21 protein-coding genes are annotated in these 18,855 nt (G+C 63.1%); 17 read left to right on the top strand and 4 right to left on the bottom strand.

Going from position 1 to position 18,855, the window contains the following annotated elements:
• Positions 1-67 precede the first annotated feature (67 nt).
• The 5 genes from queC to F2P47_RS12940 are packed head-to-tail and all read left to right on the top strand — an operon-like array spanning position 68 to position 3,206.
• Positions 68-778 carry a 7-cyano-7-deazaguanine synthase QueC gene (queC, locus tag F2P47_RS12960; protein WP_152216791.1) on the top strand — a complete coding sequence of 237 codons (711 nt, stop codon included), beginning with the start codon at positions 68-70 and terminating at the stop codon, positions 776-778.
• A 4-nt stretch (positions 779-782) separates the two neighbouring features.
• Entirely contained in the window at positions 783-1,415 is a 633-nt protein-coding gene (queE, locus tag F2P47_RS12955) for a 7-carboxy-7-deazaguanine synthase (RefSeq protein ID WP_152216790.1), read from the top strand.
• Positions 1,415-1,783, top strand: a complete 369-nt coding sequence (locus tag F2P47_RS12950; protein WP_152216789.1) for a 6-pyruvoyl trahydropterin synthase family protein — start codon at positions 1,415-1,417, stop codon at positions 1,781-1,783. Before queE ends, F2P47_RS12950 begins: the two co-directional genes overlap by 1 nt.
• Complete coding sequence (gene queF, locus F2P47_RS12945; RefSeq protein WP_152216788.1) at positions 1,783-2,250, top strand: preQ(1) synthase; 468 nt, start codon at positions 1,783-1,785, stop codon at positions 2,248-2,250. Before F2P47_RS12950 ends, queF begins: the two co-directional genes overlap by 1 nt.
• A gap of 56 nt (positions 2,251-2,306) precedes the next feature.
• Entirely contained in the window at positions 2,307-3,206 is a 900-nt protein-coding gene (locus F2P47_RS12940) for a phytanoyl-CoA dioxygenase family protein (protein WP_152216787.1), read from the top strand.
• A gap of 24 nt (positions 3,207-3,230) precedes the next feature.
• Here F2P47_RS12940 and pyrG read toward each other — a convergent pair whose 3' ends face one another.
• The 3 genes from pyrG to tpiA all read right to left on the bottom strand — a co-directional run bounded on the left by pyrG (position 3,231) and on the right by tpiA (position 6,245).
• On the bottom strand, positions 3,231-4,859 hold the full coding sequence (pyrG, locus tag F2P47_RS12935) for a CTP synthase (protein ID WP_152216786.1): 1,629 nt from the start codon (positions 4,857-4,859) through the stop codon (positions 3,231-3,233).
• Between the two features lie 114 nt (positions 4,860-4,973).
• Positions 4,974-5,363, bottom strand: a complete 390-nt coding sequence (gene secG / locus F2P47_RS12930) for a preprotein translocase subunit SecG (RefSeq protein WP_152216785.1) — start codon at positions 5,361-5,363, stop codon at positions 4,974-4,976.
• A gap of 108 nt (positions 5,364-5,471) precedes the next feature.
• Positions 5,472-6,245, bottom strand: a complete 774-nt coding sequence (gene tpiA / locus F2P47_RS12925) for a triose-phosphate isomerase (RefSeq protein ID WP_152216784.1) — start codon at positions 6,243-6,245, stop codon at positions 5,472-5,474.
• 216 nt (positions 6,246-6,461) lie between these two features.
• Between tpiA and F2P47_RS12920 the strand changes: the two genes are divergently transcribed.
• From F2P47_RS12920 to murI, 3 genes are read left to right on the top strand one after another with little or no spacing between them, the layout of a single operon-like run.
• Complete coding sequence (locus F2P47_RS12920) at positions 6,462-8,360, top strand: peptidylprolyl isomerase (RefSeq protein ID WP_152216783.1); 1,899 nt, start codon at positions 6,462-6,464, stop codon at positions 8,358-8,360.
• A gap of 33 nt (positions 8,361-8,393) precedes the next feature.
• Complete coding sequence (trpE, locus tag F2P47_RS12915) at positions 8,394-9,905, top strand: anthranilate synthase component I (RefSeq protein ID WP_152216782.1); 1,512 nt, start codon at positions 8,394-8,396, stop codon at positions 9,903-9,905.
• Complete coding sequence (gene murI, locus F2P47_RS12910) at positions 9,902-10,699, top strand: glutamate racemase (protein WP_246176880.1); 798 nt, start codon at positions 9,902-9,904, stop codon at positions 10,697-10,699. Before trpE ends, murI begins: the two co-directional genes overlap by 4 nt.
• Before the next feature lie 9 nt (positions 10,700-10,708).
• On the opposite strand, the gene F2P47_RS12905 is transcribed toward murI, so the two are convergent.
• Positions 10,709-11,374, bottom strand: a complete 666-nt coding sequence (locus tag F2P47_RS12905) for a divergent polysaccharide deacetylase family protein (RefSeq protein ID WP_185681100.1) — start codon at positions 11,372-11,374, stop codon at positions 10,709-10,711.
• Between the two features lie 495 nt (positions 11,375-11,869).
• On the opposite strand from F2P47_RS12905, the gene F2P47_RS12900 reads away from it, so the two are divergent.
• From F2P47_RS12900 to F2P47_RS12860, 9 genes are all read left to right on the top strand, one after another.
• Positions 11,870-12,463, top strand: a complete 594-nt coding sequence (locus F2P47_RS12900) for an anthranilate synthase component II (RefSeq protein WP_152216779.1) — start codon at positions 11,870-11,872, stop codon at positions 12,461-12,463.
• Between the two features lie 10 nt (positions 12,464-12,473).
• The gene (gene trpD / locus F2P47_RS12895) at positions 12,474-13,502 is read left to right on the top strand and encodes an anthranilate phosphoribosyltransferase (protein WP_152216778.1); all 1,029 of its coding nucleotides are present in this window, start codon (positions 12,474-12,476) and stop codon (positions 13,500-13,502) included.
• Positions 13,495-14,286 carry an indole-3-glycerol phosphate synthase TrpC gene (gene trpC, locus F2P47_RS12890; protein ID WP_152216777.1) on the top strand — a complete coding sequence of 264 codons (792 nt, stop codon included), beginning with the start codon at positions 13,495-13,497 and terminating at the stop codon, positions 14,284-14,286. Before trpD ends, trpC begins: the two co-directional genes overlap by 8 nt.
• A gap of 67 nt (positions 14,287-14,353) precedes the next feature.
• Positions 14,354-15,205 (top strand): 3-deoxy-8-phosphooctulonate synthase, encoded by an 852-nt coding sequence (gene kdsA / locus F2P47_RS12885; RefSeq protein WP_152216776.1) that lies wholly within the window; start codon positions 14,354-14,356, stop codon positions 15,203-15,205.
• 40 nt (positions 15,206-15,245) lie between these two features.
• Positions 15,246-15,728, top strand: a complete 483-nt coding sequence (moaC, locus tag F2P47_RS12880) for a cyclic pyranopterin monophosphate synthase MoaC (protein ID WP_152216775.1) — start codon at positions 15,246-15,248, stop codon at positions 15,726-15,728.
• Positions 15,729-16,937, top strand: a complete 1,209-nt coding sequence (locus tag F2P47_RS12875) for a molybdopterin molybdotransferase MoeA (protein ID WP_152216774.1) — start codon at positions 15,729-15,731, stop codon at positions 16,935-16,937. It abuts the gene before it with no gap.
• A 75-nt stretch (positions 16,938-17,012) separates the two neighbouring features.
• Complete coding sequence (locus F2P47_RS12870) at positions 17,013-17,681, top strand: TetR/AcrR family transcriptional regulator (protein ID WP_246176879.1); 669 nt, start codon at positions 17,013-17,015, stop codon at positions 17,679-17,681.
• On the top strand, positions 17,678-17,875 hold the full coding sequence (locus F2P47_RS12865; RefSeq protein ID WP_204886685.1) for a hypothetical protein: 198 nt from the start codon (positions 17,678-17,680) through the stop codon (positions 17,873-17,875). The genes F2P47_RS12870 and F2P47_RS12865 overlap by 4 nt, the downstream gene beginning before the upstream one ends.
• On the top strand, positions 17,872-18,762 hold the full coding sequence (locus F2P47_RS12860; RefSeq protein ID WP_152216772.1) for a fatty acid desaturase: 891 nt from the start codon (positions 17,872-17,874) through the stop codon (positions 18,760-18,762). Before F2P47_RS12865 ends, F2P47_RS12860 begins: the two co-directional genes overlap by 4 nt.
• Positions 18,763-18,855 lie beyond the last annotated feature (93 nt).

The raw sequence follows: 18,855 nt of genomic DNA, 5'->3' as shown, positions 1-18,855 counted from the left end.
CTTTTTGTCTCGCTTGACGCGGACGCCCCGCTCCTGTTCAACACCCCCGAACGGAGCGATTTCTCACATGACCACAACAAAAAGCGGCAAGGCGCTGGTGCTTTTCTCTGGCGGGCAGGACTCGACTGTCTGTCTCGCCTGGGCGCTCGACCGCTTCGAGAACGTGGAAACCGTTGGATTCGATTATGGACAGACACATGTAATCGAACTCGAATGCCGCGCGAAACTGCGCGAGGAGCTGGCGCGCTTTCCCGGCTGGGGCGCTTCGCTCGGCCCCGATCACACGATCTCATTGCCCGAACTCGGCCGCATCAGCGAAACGGCGCTTACCCGCGACGTCGAAATCGAAATGATGGAAAACGGCCTGCCGAGCACATTCGTTCCGGGCCGCAACCTTCTCTTCCTCACCTATGCCGCTGCGCTTGGCTACAGGCGCGGTGCAACCCACATCGTCGGCGGCATGTGCGAGACCGATTATTCCGGCTACCCCGACTGTCGCAATGACACGCTGCAGACACTTGGGCGCGCCATCAGCCTCGGCATGGACCGTGAATTCACCATCGAGACGCCCTTGATGTGGATCGACAAGGCCGCCACATGGACGCTTGCCGAACAGCTTGGCGGCAAGGCGCTGGTCGAGCTCGTCCTCGAACACACGCATAGCTGCTATCGCGGCGACCGCACGCATCGCCACGACTGGGGCTATGGTTGCGGCAAATGTCCGGCTTGCGGGCTTCGCGCCAAAGGCTACGCGGCCTGGGCCGCGGGCAAGGCCTGATCCCATGTATGCGGTGAAGGAAGTTTTCTACACGTTGCAGGGCGAAGGCGCGAACGCCGGACGGCCCGCCGTGTTCTGCCGCTTTGCGGGCTGCAACCTCTGGTCGGGCCGCGAGCAGGATCGTGAGCAGGCCGTCTGCACCTTCTGCGACACTGATTTTGTCGGCACAAATGGCGAAAGCGGCGGCAAGTTCGCTACCGCCGAGGCGCTGGCCGATGCGGTGGAGCGCACATGGAAGGCAGCTACGCGCGAGAACCGCTTCGTCGTCTGCACCGGCGGCGAGCCCTTGCTGCAACTCGATGCCGCCCTCATCGGCGCGCTTCACGCGCGCGGCTTCGAGATCGCCGTCGAAACCAACGGCACCATCGCGGCGCCTGAGGGCATCGACTGGATATGTGTCAGCCCCAAGGCCGACGCCGAACTGAAACAGCTTGTCGGAGACGAGTTGAAACTCGTCTACCCTCAAGAAAAGGCGAATCCCGAACGCTTCGAAAACCTCGCCTTCCGCCACTTCCTGCTTCAGCCCATGGACGGGCCCGACGCTGCGAAGAACACTGAAACCGCGACAGCCTATTGCTTGACGCATCCCAAATGGCGCCTGTCGCTTCAAACACACAAGATGATCGGTATTCCCTGATGCGTATCTATAAAGAGTTCTTTTTCGACGCGGCGCATTTCCTTCCGTATGCAGAGGATGGGCACCCGAACCGCCGCATGCACGGACATTCCTTCCGCGTCGTCGTCTGGCTGGAAGGCAAGCCTGCGCCTGAAACCGGCCTGCTGCGGCATTTCGAGGATGTAGAGCGCGAACTTCTGCGGGTGCGCGAAAAGCTCGACCATCGCTTGCTGAACGAGATCGAAGGACTCGAACAGCCGACGCTTGAACGCATCGCCGCCTGGATCTGGCGCGACCTCGAACCGGCGTTGCCCGAAATCGCCTGCGTTGAAATTCACCGCGCCTCCTGCCGCGAAGGCTGCGTTTACGACGGACCGGAGAAAGTCTGATGGCCAAAGCTCCCAAGACTGCCACGCTCTCGCAACTCGGACAGCAGGTCGCAACACCTGTCTCGCCGGAAGAGGCCGTGCTTGAGCGCGTCCCCAACCCACAGGCCGATACGAATTATGTCGCCCGCTTCACCGTGCCCGAATTCACCTCGCTCTGCCCGGTCACAGGCCAGCCGGATTTTGCGCATCTCGTCATCGACTATGTGCCGGGCAAATGGCTCGTCGAGTCGAAGTCGCTGAAGCTCTATATGCAGTCCTTCCGCAATCACGGCGCCTTCCATGAGGATTGCACCGTCGCCATCGGCAAGCGGCTGGCGAAGCTTCTCGCGCCCCGCTGGCTCCGCATCGGCGGATACTGGTATCCGCGCGGCGGCATCCCCATCGATGTCTTCTGGCAGACGGGCAAGCTCCCCACCGGCGTCTGGGTACCGGATCAGGGCGTCGCCCCCTATCGCGGACGCGGCTGAGCGTCGTAATCTCCTACCCAGAAAGCCAAAAGCATCAGGTTTCTGGGGAGGAAACAATGCCGAAACTTGAGACACTGCCCGCCAACAGTTCGACCGAAGATATACTCACTGTGCTGAGGCGCGACGGCGCGCTCATCCTGAAGGACGCGCTGACACCCGCCGAAGTCGCGCAGGTGATGAACGAAATCAAACCCTATGTCGAAGCGACGGAATATGGGCGCGACGACTTTACCGGCAAGAAGACGACACGCACGGGCGCCCTCGTCGCCCGCTCGCCCGCCTGCCGCAATCTCATCATGAACAAGACGGTGGTGGCCGCCGCCGAAACATTCCTGAAGCCCTTTTGCGAGCGCATTCAGCTTCACCTCACACAGCTCATCCGCATTCGTCCCGGACAACCGAAGCAGCCGATTCACCGCGACCGCTGGGCCTGGGGTACCTATCTCAAAGACGTGGAGCCGCAGTTCAACACGATCTGGGCGATCACGGATTTCACGAAGGAAAACGGCGCGACGCAGGTCTGCCCCGGAAGCCTCGGCTGGCCGGACAATTATCAGCCCAAGGATGAAGAGATCGGCTATGCCGAAATGTCCGCAGGCTCTGTCCTGATCTACACGGGTGGCGTCTTTCACGGCGGCGGCGAGAACGTCTCGAACGGCGACCGCTACGGGCTCAACATCACCTATACGCTCGGCTGGCTGCGGCAGGAGGAAAACCAGTATCTCTCCTGCCCACCCGAGATCGCGCGCGCACTGCCCGAAGACCTGCAGGCCATGATCGGCTATTCGATGGGAAGCTACGCACTCGGCTATTACACGCCGCCGCTCCCCGCGGGCGAAGGCCCGGAAGTCGTGCCGCCGGAATATGCGCTCGGGCGCATGCAAGCCGATGGCAGTCAGTTCGGCTCGGCGGAATTGCTGGAAGAAGTCCGCGCCGCCGTGCAGAGCAGCAACTGAGGATGTTGCGGGAGCCGGCTCTTGTTAAACGAGCCGGCTCTGTGCGACCGCCGCCTCGATGAAAGAGCGGAACAGCGGATGCGGAGCGAAGGGTTTCGACTTCAGCTCGGGGTGATACTGGACGCCGATAAACCAGGGGTGGGTAGGAATCTCGACCGTTTCCGGCAATAACCCGTCCGGCGACATGCCCGAAATGATCATGCCCGTCGCTTCGATCTGCTGGCGATAAGCGGTGTTCACCTCATAGCGATGACGATGGCGCTCGCTGATCCGCGTCGAACCGTAGATATCGGCGATGCGGCTGCCTTCCTTCAAGGTGGCGTCATAGGCGCCGAGGCGCATGGTGCCGCCGAGGTCACCATTGGCGGCCCGCGTCACCAGCTCGTTCTGCTGCATCCACTCGGTCATGATGCCTACAACCGGCTCGTTGGTCGGACCGAACTCGGTCGAGCTCGCGCCAGCGAGCCCGCCGACATTGCGCAGCGACTCGATGACCGCCATCTGCATGCCGAAGCAGATGCCGAAATAGGGCACGGCGCGCGTACGCGCGAACTCGGCCGCCGCAATCTTGCCTTCGCTGCCGCGCTCGCCGAAGCCGCCCGGCACCAGAATGCCGTTCACGTCTTCAAGGTAATAGGCCGTGTCCTCGGTCTCGAAGATCTCGGACTCGAGCCACTTGATATTGACCCGCACCTTGTTGGCGATGCCGCCATGAACAAGCGACTCGTTCAGCGACTTATAGGCATCCTTGAGACCGGTATACTTGCCGACAATGGCGATGGTCACGTCGCCTTCGGGCTCGCGAATATTGTGGGTGATCGTGTTCCACTTCGCGAGGTTCGGCTCGACCGAGCCCTTGATGCCGAAGACGGAAAGCACTTCGCGGTCGAGGCCTTCGGTATGATAGGCATGCGGCACGTCATAGATCGTGTCGACGTCCATCGCCTGAATGACGGCGCTTTCGCGCACGTTGCAGAACAACGCGATCTTGCGGCGCTCGTCCTTTGGAATCGGGCGATCGGCGCGGCACATCAGAATGTCCGGCTGAATGCCGATGGAGCGCAGCTCCTTCACCGAATGCTGCGTCGGCTTGGTCTTCATCTCGCCGGCGCTCGGGATATAGGGAAGCAGCGTCAGATGGATGAAGCAGGTCTGGCCGCGTTCCAACTCGTTGCCGAGCTGGCGGATCGCCTCGAAGAATGGAAGTCCCTCGATGTCGCCGACCGTGCCGCCGATCTCGCAAAGAACGAAGTCGACGCCATCATTGCCGGAGAGGACGAAATCCTTGATCGCGTCGGTGACGTGCGGAATGACCTGCACAGTGCCGCCAAGATAATCGCCGCGCCGCTCGCGCGCGATGATGTCCTGATAGATCCGGCCTGTGGTGATGTTGTCGCCGCGCGTCGCGGGCACGCCCGTGAAACGCTCGTAGTGACCGAGGTCGAGGTCAGTCTCCGCCCCGTCATCCGTCACATAGACCTCACCATGCTGGTAAGGCGACATCGTGCCGGGATCGACGTTGAGGTAAGGATCGAGCTTGCGAAGCCGCACGGAAAAACCACGCGCCTGAAGAAGCGCGCCGAGAGCTGCGGATGCGAGACCCTTGCCAAGAGAGGAGACCACGCCGCCGGTGATGAATATATACCGCGTCATGGGCCCTAAACGTACACCAACAAAAAACGATTCGGATCGCCAAACGTCAACCGCAAGGCCTGTCTGGCGAAAATAACTGTGGGTCGATGTCCGGCGAGGTTCCGGACGGTTCTCTTACTGTGCGCGAGGAACGCTCGGCTGAGCGGGTGCCGCCGGAACTGTCCCGGTTTGGGCCGGTTTCGCGGCCTTGTCGACGTCAGACCCCAGCGGGGCCGGAACGATCGGTCCCTGATTGGTCACCGGCACGCCCGAAATCTTGTCGAGAACAGCATTGCCCGAGCCGCCACGCGAGGCGAGGACCACCAGGGACAAGCTCGTCGCGAAGAACACGGCCGCCGCGATCCCGGTCGCCCGGGTGAGCACATTGCCGGCGCCACGGCCCGTCATCAGGCCGCCGCCACCGCCACCAATGCCCAGCGCTCCGCCTTCCGAGCGCTGAAGCAGCACAAGGGCGACGAGCGCCACCGCAACCATCAGATGGATAATGAGGAGCACGGTGGTCATGGCGGGTCGGAATCCAATCTGTTCATAACGTGCCGGACCCTGAGAGGCCGGCCGACGGGGCGGTTTGTAGCGCATGCGGGCCCGGGTTTCCAGTCCCGTGGCGCCGGATCAGATATACGCCGAAATAATGCCGAAAAAGTCCTCGGCCTTGAGGCTCGCGCCTCCCACGAGGGCGCCATTGACGTTTTCGACGCCCATCAGCTCCACCGCGTTGGAGGGCTTCACCGAGCCGCCATAAAGGATTCGCATGGCCGCGCCCTCGTCGCCGAAGCGCTTGACCAGGGCCCCGCGGATGGCCGCATGAACCTTGGCCACGTCCTGCGCCGTGGGCGTCCGGCCCGTGCCGATGGCCCAGACGGGCTCATAGGCCACAATCGTGGTTTTCGCTGTCGCATCGGCCGGGAGCGAGCCCTTGAGCTGGCCGCGAATGACCTTCAAGGTCTCTCTGGCATCACGCTGGGCTTCCGTTTCGCCAACACAGACAATGGCGACGAGGCCCGCCCGGTGCGCGGCTTCGGCCTTGGCCCGGACCACGGCATCGGTCTCGCCATGATCGGCGCGGCGCTCGGAATGCCCCACGATGACATATGAGGCGCCCGCGTCCTTGAGCATCTCGGCGCTGATGTCGCCCGTATGGGCGCCGGAGACCTTGGCATGGCAATCCTGCGCGCCGACGGCAACCTTCGAGCCCCTGGCTTCTTCTTTCAGCAACGGAATCAATGTCGCCGGCGGGCAGACGAGGACGTCGCAGCGCACGCGCTTCGACTTGGCGAGCAATCGCGCAAGGCCCGAAACCTCTTTCTTCGAGGCTTTCAGGCCGTTCATCTTCCAGTTGCCCGCGACCAGCGCCTTGACGCGCGGTGCTTTCTTCGTTGCCGCCATGACTTAATCCCCGCCTTTGGGTGCCCGGTTAATCCCGCAAATGGGCCGCCCGCGGATTTAGCAGAGTGGCGGGGCGCCGCCAACGCGTTTTCGCAAGGAAAATCAAACGGAAAGCCGCCCCTGCCCGCTTGCGGGATAAAGGACCCGCACCTATCATGCCGCGCTTCCAGGCAAGGCCCAACCCGGCCCATCCTTCAAAAAACGGAAAAACGACCAATGCTTGATACCCTGAGGAGAGGCGCCAGCGGCTGGGTCGCAAAGCTATTGATGGGCCTGCTGGTCTTCAGCTTCGGCATCTGGGGCATCGCGGACATTTTCCGCGGCTATTCGTCGGATGTGGTCGCACAGGTCGGCAGCACCGATATCAATCTCAAGCAGTTTGAACGCGAATTCGAGAACCAGACCAAGGCCATGTCGCAGCGAGCCGGCCAGCCGCTGACGCGCGAACAGGCGCGGGCCTATGGCGTGCCGCAGGCTTCGCTGACGCGCCTCATCGCGCTCGCGGCGCTGGACAGCGGAGCCAAGAATCTGGGCCTCGCCGCTAGCGACGAAACGGTAGCCAAGGACATCGCCGCCGATCCGAATCTGCAGGGCAGCTTCGGCAAGTTCGACCGCGCCGCCTTTGAGATGGCCCTGCAGCGTGTCGGCCTGACCGAAAAGGCATTCATCGCCGACCGCCGCGCCTATATCGAGCGCGCCCAGCTCAGCGACGTGCTGATGAATGGCGTCGATGCGCCTTCGACCCTTCTCGATGCGATTTCCACCTTCCAGCAGGAAACGCGCGTCGTCTCCTACATCATCCTGCCGCCAAGCACCGTGGGCGACATCAAGGATCCGGACGAGAAGACGCTGGAGGCCTATCACAAGAAGGCCGCGATCCATTTCACGCAGCCCGAGACGCGCGACTTCACGATCATGACGCTGGAACCTTCCGACCTGGCGCCTTCGATCACGATCAGCGACGAAGACCTCGCCAAGGCCTATGAGCAGCGCCGCAGCGAATTCGACATTCCCGAGAAGCGCACCATCGACCAGATTCCCTTCGCGACGAAGGAAGCAGCTACCGCTGCCGATGCGCGCCTCAGAAAGGGCGAAACGCTCGACAAGATCGTCTCCGAAATCGGTCTGACGCCGGCCGACGTGGCATTGGGCATCGTCACCCGCGACCAGATGGTTTCGCCCGCCGTGGCCGACGCTGCTTTTGCCCTCAAGGTCGGCGAGTACAGCGAGCCCGTTCAGGGGCCGCTCGGCACCGTCATTCTGCATGTGACCGCCATCGAGCCCGGCAAGGCGAGCAAGTTTGACGAAGTGAAGGACAAGCTTCGCAAGGAAATCGCCAACGAAAAGGCGAGCAGCCAGGTCTATGACGTCCAGAACGGCATCGAGGATGCGCGCGCCGGCGGCGCGAGCTTCGAGGACATCGCCGCGAAGAACGGCCTCAAGACCGTCAAATTCACCGGTGTGACCGAAAGGGGCCTGACGGCGGACGGCGCGAAGGTCGCCGGCCTGCCCGAGTTCAAGGACCTGCTCACCACCGTCTTCAAGAGCGAGCAAGGCGATCAGGTTCCGCCCGGAGACACCGGCAATGGCGGCTATTACTGGGTGCGCGTCGACGGCGTGAAAGCGTCGGAAGTGAAGCCGCTCGACAAGGTGCGCGCCGACGTCATCAAGCTCTGGAAGACCGAAAAGCGCAAAGCCGATCTCGACGTGCTGGCGCAGACACTGGTCGAGCGCGGCAACAAGGGCGAGAGCTTCGACAAGCTCGCCGCCACAGTCGGCCGCACGCCCCTCAACTCGCCCGACATCAAGCGCTTCTCGGAGAGCGATACCTTCTCCCGCATCGCTGTGACGCGCATTTTCGCCGCACCGCAGGGTGGTTTCGCCTATGGCCCTGTCGGCCTTGGCGACAGCCTTATCGTCATGCAGGTGAAGTCGATCAGCGATCCGAAGCCGGACCGTCAGTCGGCGGATTACAAGAAACTCCACGACGACGTTCGCGACGCCCTCCAGACCGATATGATCACGACCTATGTAGCGGCCCTGGAGAAGGATCTTGGCGTCGAAGTCAACTCAAAGCTCCTGGAACGAACTCTCGCGTCGGACAGCGCACAATAACGCGCGTCTTTTACTGAACCTGCCGGTGTCGTCATGATTCTACCTGCCTTCGCGGACTTCGAGCGCATCTACAATTCCGGCGCGGCGCAGGTCGTCTGGACGCGGCTCGTCGCCGATCTCGAAACGCCGGTCTCCGCGATGCTGAAGATCGCGGACAGCCGTCCGAACAGCTTCCTGCTCGAATCCGTCGAGGGCGGCGACACGCGCGGCCGCTATTCGATCATCGGATTGAAGCCCGATGTGATCTGGCGGACGCAGGGCGACAAGCCTGAGATCAACCGTCGCGCCTTGGTGGACACGCAGAGCTTCGAGCCCTGCGGCACGGGTGCGCTCGCCTCGCTGCGTGCGCTGATCGCGGAATCGCGCATCGAGCTTCCGGAAGATCTGCCTCCGATGGCGGCGGGCGTCTTCGGCTATATGGGCTACGACACGATCCGCCTGATCGAAAACCTGCCCAACCAGCGGCCCGACCGGCTCGGCCTGCCCGACGGCCTTTTCCTGCGTCCGACGATCATCGCCGTCTTCGACTCCGTGAAGGACGAAGTGACCATCGTAACGCCGGTCCGCCCAGAGCCAGGCGTCAGTGCGCGCGCCGCCTATGCCCGCGCTGGCGAACGGCTCACCGATGTCGTCGCCGACTTCGACCGGTCCCTGCCGCATGTCGATCAGGTCGATAGCGTCGGCGAGGTGCCCGAGCCGAAATCGAACACGCCGCAAGAGACCTATTTCGAGATGGTACGGAAGGCGAAGGAATATATCGCCGCGGGTGACATATTCCAGGTCGTGCTCTCGCAGCGCTTCGAAGCGCCCTTCACCCTGCCCGCCTTCTCGCTCTACCGGGCGCTCCGGCGCATCAATCCGTCGCCCTATCTCTATTTCCTCAATTTCGAGAACTTTTCGATCGTCGGTTCGAGCCCTGAAATTCTGGTGCGTGTGCGCGACAACAAGGTCACGATCCGTCCGATCGCCGGAACGCGCCATCGCGGCAAGAGCGCCAGCGAAGATGCGGCCATCGGCGAGGAATTGCTGGCCGATCCCAAGGAACGCGCCGAGCATCTGATGCTTCTCGATCTCGGTCGCAACGATGCGGGCCGCGTCTCCAAGATCGGCACGGTGCAGGCGACCGAACAGTTCGCGCTGCAATATACCTCGCACCTCATCCACATCGTCTCCAATGTCGAAGGCGAACTCGACCCGCATTACGACGCCATCGAGGCGCTGATCGCGGGCTTCCCGGCGGGCACCGTTTCCGGTGCGCCCAAGGTTCGCGCGATGGAAATCATCGACGAGCTCGAACTGGACAAGCGCGGCGCCTATGCCGGTTGCGTCGGCTATTTCTCGGCCGCGGGCGAGATGGACACCTGCATCGTGCTGCGCACCGCCATCGTCAAGGACGGCAAGATGTACGTTCAGGCGGGCGGCGGTGTGGTCGCGGATTCGACGCCCGAAGGCGAGTGTCAGGAGAGCGTCAACAAGGCCAAGGCGCTTTTCCGCGCGGCTGAAGAAGCGGTGCGATACGCCTCGAGAGGCGGGAGACGCCAGTGAGCGGCGGTGGCGAGGGCAAGCCCGTCCTCGTTTTTGATTCCGGTATTGGCGGGCTTTCGGTGCTCAGTGCCATCCGAAAGCTCATGCCGACGCAGCGCCTCGTCTATGTCGCCGACGACGCCGCCTTCCCCTATGGCAACTGGAAGGAAGACGAACTCAGTGCGCATATCGTGCGCCTGATGGGCGAACTGATCGCGGCGCATGATCCAGCCGCCGTCGTCATTGCCTGCAACACCGCTTCGACGCTGGTCCTGCCGCCACTTCGCGCGAAGTTCAGCATTCCCTTCGTCGGCACGGTACCCGCCGTGAAGCCCGCCGCAGAACAGACTAAAACAGGCGTCATCGCCGTTCTCGCAACGTCGGCCACCATCGCCCGCGACTATACGCGCAAGCTCATCGAGAGCTTTGCACAGTCGGCAAAGGTGCAGCTCGTCGCCGCGCCGCGGCTTGCCACCGTTGCAGAAGACCTGCTGCGTGGGCAGCCGATCGACCGGGAAGTTATCCGCGATGAAATCGCGCCCTGTTTTGTCGAAATCGACGGCAAGCGCACGGATATCGTTGTGCTTGGCTGCACACATTACCCGTTCCTTATCGACGAGATGAATATTGTCGCGCCCTGGCCCGTGATATGGCTCGACCCGGCACCCGCTATCGCGCGGCGTCTCGTCTCCGTGCTCGACGGAAAGATTCCCGGCCCCGACGGCAAGAGCGTCGCGCTCTTCACCAGCGGCAGGCCCGTACCACCGCGGCTCCAAGCGCTGCTCAAGAACGACGGGCTCAACGCAGCCCCCTGAGCCTCGACCTCAACTCGCTTCGCGATGTTTGAGCGCCGCCGTGAGCGGCACCAGCGTAAAGCCACGTGCCCGCGCGTCCGGTATCCATTTCTCCAGCATGTCGAGCGTCACCGGATGCGGATGACCGATGGCGATAGCAACGCCATGTTTCAGCGCGATCTGTTCGAGGCGGCCAAGCTCCGCCTTCACCTCGCCGCCCTCCTCGTCATTGTCGAGGAATACGTCGCGCGACAGCGTCGGCAGGCCGGCGGCACGCGCCGCATTGGCGGCCTGCGTCTGGGCAGAGGTGCGCGAGTCGAGGAACAAGAGGCCGCGATCCTTCAACGTCGCCATGACGAGCGCCATGCCCTTCGCATCGGCGGTGAAGCGGCTGCCCATATGGTTGTTGATGCCGACATAGCCGCCGAACTGATCGAGGCACCATGCGAGATCGGTCCTGAGCTGCTCGTCGGTCTCGCCCACGCGTAGCGCATGCGGCCCCGGGTCGTCCTTGCCCACCGGCTCCATCGGCACATGAACGAGGATTTCATGGCCCCGCTCCCGGGCGAGTTTCACCGAGGAGGTCACATTCCGCGTGTAAGGCAGGAAGGCGAAGGTGATCGGCGCAGGCAGGCTCATCGCGCGCTCCGTGCCGTTTCGGTTCGCGCCCATATCGTCGATCACGATGGCGATCATGGGCGCTTCCGGCGTTGCGGCGGGCACAACCGCATTGCGCTTCCAGGCTGGAGGCTCGGTGACGACATGCTTCGGCGGCGCAGGCTGGGAAATCGGAGGTTGGGAAATCGGGACCCGCGGCGCAAGTGCGGCTCGAGGCGGAGCCACCACCGATCGTGGGGGCAGAGCCTCGTGCTGCACCACAGGAACCTTCGGACCGGGTGGCGAAGGAGCAATCCTCTCACCTGAACGCCAATGAATGGCGAGAGCTATCGCCAGAACGAGGGAAAACGCCCCCACAGCCGCATCACGCCGGATTTCAGCATCCGCCCATAGCTTCTTGATACGCTTGAAAACTTTCCGGTATGGCATGCAACCCTGCGACTCAGACCCTATATATGTGGGATACGAGCATGGCTCGGCGCGGGCCGTAAAGCGGCATGCCTTGCCCGGCTCCGCTCCCACGGCCTATAAGATGTCCAAAGCGCGGTATTCTTGCCGCTCAGTGGGTTAATCATGCTGCTCCTCATCGATAACTACGACAGCTTCACCTACAACCTCGTGCAGTTCCTCGGCGACCTCGGCGCCGAGACCGAGGTTCACCGCAACGACAAGCTGTCGGTTGAACAGGCCGTCTCCATGCGGCCGGAAGCCATCGTCATCTCGCCGGGCCCTTGCGACCCGGACCGGGCCGGCATCTGCCTCGATCTCATCAAGGCGGCGGCGGACGAGCGCATTCCCCTTTTTGGCGTCTGCCTCGGTCATCAGGCAATCGGCCAGGCCTTCGGCGGCAGGATCATTCGCGCGCCCAAGCTCATGCACGGCAAGGTCGACGCGATCTCGCATACAGGCAAGGGCGTCTTCCGCAACCTGCCGAGCCCGCTGCAGGCGACGCGCTATCACTCGCTGACCATCGACCCGACGACTTTCCCATCGGTGCTCGAAGTGACGGCCACGTCCTCCGACGACGTCATCATGGGGCTTCGCCACAAGGAGCTGCCCATCCACGGCGTGCAGTTCCACCCGGAAAGCATCGCCACCGAGCATGGCCACGACATTCTGCGCAACTTCCTCGAGATCACGGGCGTGAAAACGCGCGCGCTCGCCTGAGGGGACGCGCATGAGCGATTTCAAGGCACTCATAGGCAAGGTCGCCGGCGGATTGGCGCTCGCCCCCGATGAAGCGGAAGAGGCCTTCTCGATCATCATGTCGGGCGAAGCGACGCCGGCCCAGATGGCAGGCTTCCTGATGGCGCTGCGCGTGCGCGGCGAAACGGTGGACGAGCTGACCGCTGGCGCCCGCGTCATGCGTCAACGGGCGCTTGCCGTCAAAGCCCCCGCCGACGCCATCGATATTGTCGGCACGGGCGGCGACGGCGCGCAGACTTACAATATTTCCACAGCCACCTCTCTCGTCGTCGCCGCAGTGGGCGTGCCGGTGGCAAAGCATGGCAACCGCGCCGCCTCATCGAAGTCCGGCACGGCTGATGCTCTGACCGCCCTCGGCGTCAATCTCGACATCGAACCGGACGCCATCGCCCGTTGCATCTCGGAAGCGGGCATCGGCTTCATGTTCGCGCCGGTGCATCATTCCGCCATGCGGCATGTCGCGCCCGTGCGCGCGGAACTTGGCACGCGCACGATCTTCAACCTGCTCGGGCCGCTCGCCAATCCGGCAAGCGTGACCCATCACAGCATCGGCGTCTTCGCGCAACGCTGGGTGGTGCCCTTCGCCGAGACGCTTCGCAACCTCGGCTCGACGCGCGCCTGGGTCGTCCATGGCGCGGATGGTCTCGACGAATTGTCGACGACCGGCGTGTCCTACGTCGCCGAACTCAACGACGGCAAGATCCGCACATTCGAAGTAACGCCGGAGGAAGCGGGCCTTCCCCGCGCGACGCTCGAAGACTTGCGCGGTGGCGACCCGGCCTATAACGCGGCGGCCATCGTCGCACTGCTCGACGGCGCACCCGGCGCCTATCGCGACATCGTGCTGCTCAACGCCGCCGCCGCTCTCATTGTAGCTGACAAGGCGGCAACGCTTGCCGAAGGAGTGAAGCTCGCCGCCGGTGCCATTGACAGCGGCGCGGCAAAGAAAGTGTTGGCGCGTCTCGTCGCCGTCTCCAATGGGAAGCCGGCGAATGTCTGACATCCTCGCAAAGATCGGCGCCTACAAGCTCGAAGAGATCGCAGCAGCGAAAAAAGTGCGCCCGCTCACCGATGTCGAAGCCGCCGCACATGCGGCGAGCCCCGTGCGCGGCTTCGCGGCGGCGCTGACCCGCAAGGTTGCGGCCAGAGAATATGCGCTGATCGCCGAGATCAAGAAGGCAAGCCCCTCCAAGGGCCTCATCCGTGCGCATTTCGATCCGCCGTCGCTCGCCCGTGCCTACGAGCGCGGCGGCGCGACCTGCCTTTCCGTACTGACGGACGGCCCTTCCTTTCAGGGAAGCCCCGAATTTCTGACTGCCGCCCGCGCCGCCGTATCCCTGCCGGTCATCCGCAAGGACTTCCTCTACGACACCTATCAGGTGGCGGAAGCCCGCGCGATGAGTGCCGACTGCATTCTCATCATCATGGCGTCAGTCTCCGACGCGCAGGCGCGCGACCTCGAAGATGCTGCCTTCGCCTGGGGCATGGACGCGATCGTCGAAGTGCATGACGAAGCGGAGCTGGATCGGGCGCTCATGCTGAAGAGTCCGCTCATCGGCATCAACAACCGCAATCTCCGCACCTTCGAAGTCACGCTCGCCACGACCGAAAAGCTCGCGCCCCGCGTCCCGAATGATCGCCTCGTCATCGGCGAAAGCGGCATCTTCACACCTGACGATCTCGTCCGCCTCGCCCGGTCGGACGTCTTTGCCTATCTCGTCGGCGAGAGCCTGATGCGGCAGGCAGATGTCGAAGCCGCGACGCGCGCCTTGCTGCAGAAATAATGTTCGCCCGGTAGCGTTCGCATTACGCCCTCTCTCTTCGCTGCAACGGCCCCAAAAGGTATCCGCCATGACCGTTCTCAAGCTCAACAAATGGAATATCGCGATTGGCGACGGACAGCCGCTGGTCGTCATCGCCGGACTGAACGTGCTTGAGGATCAGAAGCTCGCATTCGACGTGGCACGGCATCTGAAAGCAGTGACCTCCGAACTCGGCCTGCCCTACATATTCAAGGCAAGCTTCGACAAGGCGAACCGCTCCTCGATCAAGAGCTATCGTGGGCCCGGCCTCGAAAAGGGCCTCGAAATGCTCGCTGCTGTGAAGGCCGAGTTCAACGTGCCGATCGCAACCGATCTTCATGAAGTCTATCAGGCCGAACCCGTCGCCGCCGTGGCGGACATCGTGCAGATCCCGGCGTTCCTCTGCCGTCAGACGGACCTCGTCGTCGCGGCGGCCCGCGCGACGCATAAGGCAGGTGGCCTTCTCCATGTGAAGAAGGCGCAGTTCCTTGCCCCCTGGGACTGCAAGAACATCGTCTCCAAAATCAAGGAGGCGACGGACGGCGCGGACTTCACCATTCTTTGCGAGCGCGGCTCGTCGTTCGGCTACAACAATCTCATCGTCGACATGCTGGCCCTGGGCGAAATGAAGAAACTCGGCGTTCCGGTCACCATCGACGCGACACATGCCGTGCAGCTTCCGGGAGCCGATCCGCGCACGGGCGGCGCCTCGACGGGCGGCCGTCGCGACGGCGTTTCAGTCATCGCGAAGGCCGCAGTGGCCGCCGGCGCCGACGGTGTCTTCCTCGAATTCCATCCCGATCCCGACAAAGCACTCTGCGACCCGCTGAGCTGCCTGCCGCTCGACGGCGCGGCGAAACTTCTCGCGACACTCAAGGCAATCAAGGCAGCAGCAGCCTGATAGCTGGACGCGCAAACTGGCGCAAAGACCGGAGCTTGGAATGACGGGCAAAAAACTCACCCATCTCGACGCCAAGGGCCGCGCTAGCATGGTCGACGTGTCGGCCAAGAAGGTGACGGCGCGCACAGCGACAGCCCGAGGCCGCATCGTGATGGAGCCGGAGACGCTGGCCCTCATCACGGGCGGCGGCCTCGCCAAGGGCAATGCGCTCGAAGTCGCGCGGCTCGCCGGCATCATGGCGGCGAAGAAGACATCGGACCTCATTCCACTCTGCCATCCGCTCGCGATCTCGAAAGTCTCGGTCGACTTCAAACCCGATGCGAAGAAGAACTGCATCGAAGTCGAGGCGACGGTGAAACTTTCCGGCCAGACAGGCGTCGAAATGGAAGCGCTGACGGCGGTGAGCGTTGCCTGCCTCACGATCTACGACATGGCGAAGGCCGTGGATCGCTCGATGCAGATCGACAATATCCGCCTCACGCATAAGGCAGGCGGCAAGTCCGGCACCTATAAGGCGAAGTAAATGGCGCAAGCCCTCATCCCCGTCGCGGAAGCCCGCGCGCGCATTCTATCCATGCTGACGCCGACGGAGCAGGAACCCGTTCTGCTTGCGAATGCGGTCGGGCGCATACTGGCCGAAGATGTCGTCGCGCGGCGCACGCAGCCGCCTTCCGATCTTTCCGCCATGGACGGCTATGCGGTCCGCGCCGCCGATGTGTCGAGCGTGCCTGCCCGGCTCCGCGTCGTCGGCGAGTCCCCAGCAGGCGGCGCCTATGACGGCATCCTCGGCGAAGGCGAAGCGGTGCGCATCTTCACTGGCGCGCCCGTGCCGCATGGCGCCGACGCCATCGTCATACAGGAAGATACCGAGCGCTATGGCGACATCGTCATCGCGCGGGAAAAAACCGTACACGGACGGAATATCCGCCCCGCCGGGCTCGACTTCACGAAGGGCACGACCGGCCTTGCCGCCGGACGGAAACTCTCCGCGGCTGATATCGCCTTCGCCGCCGCGATGAACGTCTCCTCTCTTTCTCTTCACCGCCGCCCGCGCATCGCTTTTTTCTCGACGGGCGACGAGCTGGTGCGGCCCGGCGCCCCCCTCGGCCCGAACCAGATTGTTTCATCCAACAATGACGGCCTCGCCGCGCTCATCGCGGAGGCAGGTGGTGTGCCCCTCGATCTCGGCATCGCACCCGACCGGCGCGAAGCGATCCGCGCCACCGCCCGCAAGGCCATCGGCGCAGACATGCTGGTGACGCTCGGCGGTGCATCGGTTGGCGATCATGACCTTGTGCAGGCGGCACTCGCCGAAGATGGCCTCGACATAGACTTCTGGCGCATCGCCATGCGCCCGGGAAAGCCGCTGATGTTCGGCCGTTACCGCGATATTCCGATGCTGGGCCTGCCGGGCAATCCCGTCTCCGCGCAGGTTTGCGCCCTGCTCTTTCTCGTCCCTGCGCTGACGAAGCTTGCAGGCGGCGAGGCGAACGCGCCCCGAACGGTCCCGGCCCGCCTCGGTACGCCGCTCGCGGAGAACGACCAGCGAGAGGACTATCTCCGGGCCGGTATCGACCATGTGCCGGGCGAACTGCCCGTCGCGACGCCCTTCCCAAAGCAGGACAGCTCCATGCTCTCGCTGCTCTCGGCGGCCGACTGCCTGATCGTGCGTCCGCCCCACGCGCCAGCTGCCGAAGCTGGCGAGATGGTGAGCGTTATTCCGCTCCGCTAGACCTTAAGTTGTCATTGACAACATTGGGGTCAAAAAATAGCCTGCATGTTGTCAATGACAACATATGGCCCCAGCTTGACCTATCACCATGGAAACCTGCGCAAGGCGCTGCTTGATCGCGCCGCCGCGGTGATCGCCGAGCAAGGCATCGAATGCCTGAGCCTGCGTGCCCTGGCCCGTGATCTTGGCGTCTCCCACGCCGCGCCGTCACGCCATTTCACCGACAAGGCAGATCTGCTGCGGGCGCTCGCCACCGAGGGCAGCGACAAGTTCATCGCTTATGTCTTCGCTGCGGCGGAGGCAGCGGGCGACAATCCGCTGGAACGCTATGCGGCCATGGGCAAGGCCTATATCCGCTTCAGCCTGGAATACCCCGCCTATTATCGGACGATCGCCCATCCCGAAGTCGTTGCGCATGCAGACGACGAACTCAAGGCCAGCGAGAAGCGCCGTTCCCTCATAATCAACGATGCAGCGCGTGCAGCGCAGGCCGCCGGCTGGCTTCCAGACGAATCTATCGACGACATTGTGATGTTCAGCATCGCCACCGTGCGAGGTGTATCCGCCATGCTGGGCGATCCCCTCCACTCGCGACAATCGGAAATCCGCGATTATGAGGCACTGATCGACCGCATGGTGCGCCTCATCATAGATCCGGCAGCTCCGCAGAAGAGCCTGAACCCCGCCACCCGCAACGACGAGAAGCAACCCGGGGGAAAAAACAACGAGGGAGACCGCATGTGATCCGGCACATACTTCAAGCACTGGGGCCATGGGGACCCGTGCTCTTCGGTTTCGGCTTTCTCGCGCCGCTGATTGCGACTCTGCTAAAGGATGGTGGCATCACGCCACCGCTCGGTCTCACGCCCATTCAGTTCGGCCTCATCCTTGGCCCGGCCCTTGGCCTTTCCGCCAAACTGCGGGGGCGTTGGATATGAGCATCGCAGAAGCAACCACCGCTCCCTATTCGGAGATGAGCGACCGCGAGCTGGCTCGCGCGGAACTCACCATCGCGCGGAAATATATCGGCCGCTTCTCCTGGTTCATGGCCGTCTGGGGCCTTGGCAACCTCGTCTGCTGGCTCGCGCTTTGGCCGCTGACGCTGAGTGGCATCCTTCCACTCTGGATGGCCTTTCCGATCGCCACCATCAATGTGATCCTCTGCTACCTGCCTTCACACGAAGCTCAGCATACGAACTTTTCTACGGGCGGCCCCGCTCTTCGCTGGTTCAACGAATTCATCGGCTATGTGTCGACCATTCCGATGGTGCTCCCGTTCAAGATCGCGCGCCTCACGCATATGGAACACCACAGCCACACGAACGATCCGGAGCTTGATCCCGACTATGGCGTGAAGGCGGATAGCTGGCAGCAGGCCCTCCTGACGGCCTACAAGCGCCGTCAGCCGGGTCAGCCCAACGCCTATGGCGAAACGCTGAATCGTCTTGGCGACGGTCCTGTGGTCAAGCGCGCCGGTCTCGAAGGCGCGGTGCAGGTACTCACCTTCTGGGCCATTATCAGCGCGCTCGCGTGGAGCGGCCATGCGCTGGAGGCCGCAGCCATCTGGTGGCTGCCGCGCTATATCGGCACCTTCTACATTTCGCTCTATCTGAGCTGGGCGCCACATTTTCCGGCACCGGAGCAGGGCCGCTATCGCAACACGCGCCACTTCACACACCCGCTCGGCAACATCCTCGCGCTGGGCATGGAGGATCACATCATTCATCACCTCCACCCCGCCATTCCTCTCGACCTGAACGCGGCGGCCTATCGGGAAATGAAGCCCATTCTCGATGCCCGGGGCTGCCGGGACGAGAGGTTCTGAAAATGGAAGGCTCCTCCGCCGGGAGGGGCCTTTTATTTATCCACAGACTCTTGACGCCAGATAAGAACCAAACTAGAACGTGTAGAAAGGTTT

The organism is Parvibaculum sedimenti (assembly GCF_009184905.1).
GTDB classification, from domain to species: Bacteria; Pseudomonadota; Alphaproteobacteria; order Parvibaculales; family Parvibaculaceae; genus Parvibaculum; species Parvibaculum sedimenti.
The sequence above is the reverse complement of the archived record's forward strand: the minus strand, read 5'-3'. Positions and strand labels throughout refer to the sequence as shown.

Excerpts from the sequence above, each read along its gene's own strand:
- F2P47_RS12875 (WP_152216774.1), top strand. The coding sequence starts at position 15,729 with ATGGCGCAAGCCCTCATCCCCGTCGCGGAAGCCCGCGCGCGCATTCTA.
- queC (WP_152216791.1), top strand. The coding sequence starts at position 68 with ATGACCACAACAAAAAGCGGCAAGGCGCTGGTGCTTTTCTCTGGCGGG.
- trpD (WP_152216778.1), top strand. The coding sequence starts at position 12,474 with ATGAGCGATTTCAAGGCACTCATAGGCAAGGTCGCCGGCGGATTGGCG.
- F2P47_RS12950 (WP_152216789.1), top strand. The coding sequence starts at position 1,415 with ATGCGTATCTATAAAGAGTTCTTTTTCGACGCGGCGCATTTCCTTCCG.
- moaC (WP_152216775.1), top strand. The coding sequence starts at position 15,246 with ATGACGGGCAAAAAACTCACCCATCTCGACGCCAAGGGCCGCGCTAGC.
- F2P47_RS12860 (WP_152216772.1), top strand. The coding sequence starts at position 17,872 with ATGAGCATCGCAGAAGCAACCACCGCTCCCTATTCGGAGATGAGCGAC.
- kdsA (WP_152216776.1), top strand. The coding sequence starts at position 14,354 with ATGACCGTTCTCAAGCTCAACAAATGGAATATCGCGATTGGCGACGGA.
- trpE (WP_152216782.1), top strand. The coding sequence starts at position 8,394 with ATGATTCTACCTGCCTTCGCGGACTTCGAGCGCATCTACAATTCCGGC.
- tpiA (WP_152216784.1), bottom strand. The coding sequence starts at position 6,245 with ATGGCGGCAACGAAGAAAGCACCGCGCGTCAAGGCGCTGGTCGCGGGC.
- trpC (WP_152216777.1), top strand. The coding sequence starts at position 13,495 with ATGTCTGACATCCTCGCAAAGATCGGCGCCTACAAGCTCGAAGAGATC.
- queE (WP_152216790.1), top strand. The coding sequence starts at position 783 with ATGTATGCGGTGAAGGAAGTTTTCTACACGTTGCAGGGCGAAGGCGCG.
- F2P47_RS12905 (WP_185681100.1), bottom strand. The coding sequence starts at position 11,374 with ATGATCGCCATCGTGATCGACGATATGGGCGCGAACCGAAACGGCACG.
- queF (WP_152216788.1), top strand. The coding sequence starts at position 1,783 with ATGGCCAAAGCTCCCAAGACTGCCACGCTCTCGCAACTCGGACAGCAG.
- F2P47_RS12920 (WP_152216783.1), top strand. The coding sequence starts at position 6,462 with ATGCTTGATACCCTGAGGAGAGGCGCCAGCGGCTGGGTCGCAAAGCTA.
- F2P47_RS12900 (WP_152216779.1), top strand. The coding sequence starts at position 11,870 with ATGCTGCTCCTCATCGATAACTACGACAGCTTCACCTACAACCTCGTG.
- F2P47_RS12940 (WP_152216787.1), top strand. The coding sequence starts at position 2,307 with ATGCCGAAACTTGAGACACTGCCCGCCAACAGTTCGACCGAAGATATA.
- pyrG (WP_152216786.1), bottom strand. The coding sequence starts at position 4,859 with ATGACGCGGTATATATTCATCACCGGCGGCGTGGTCTCCTCTCTTGGC.
- secG (WP_152216785.1), bottom strand. The coding sequence starts at position 5,363 with ATGACCACCGTGCTCCTCATTATCCATCTGATGGTTGCGGTGGCGCTC.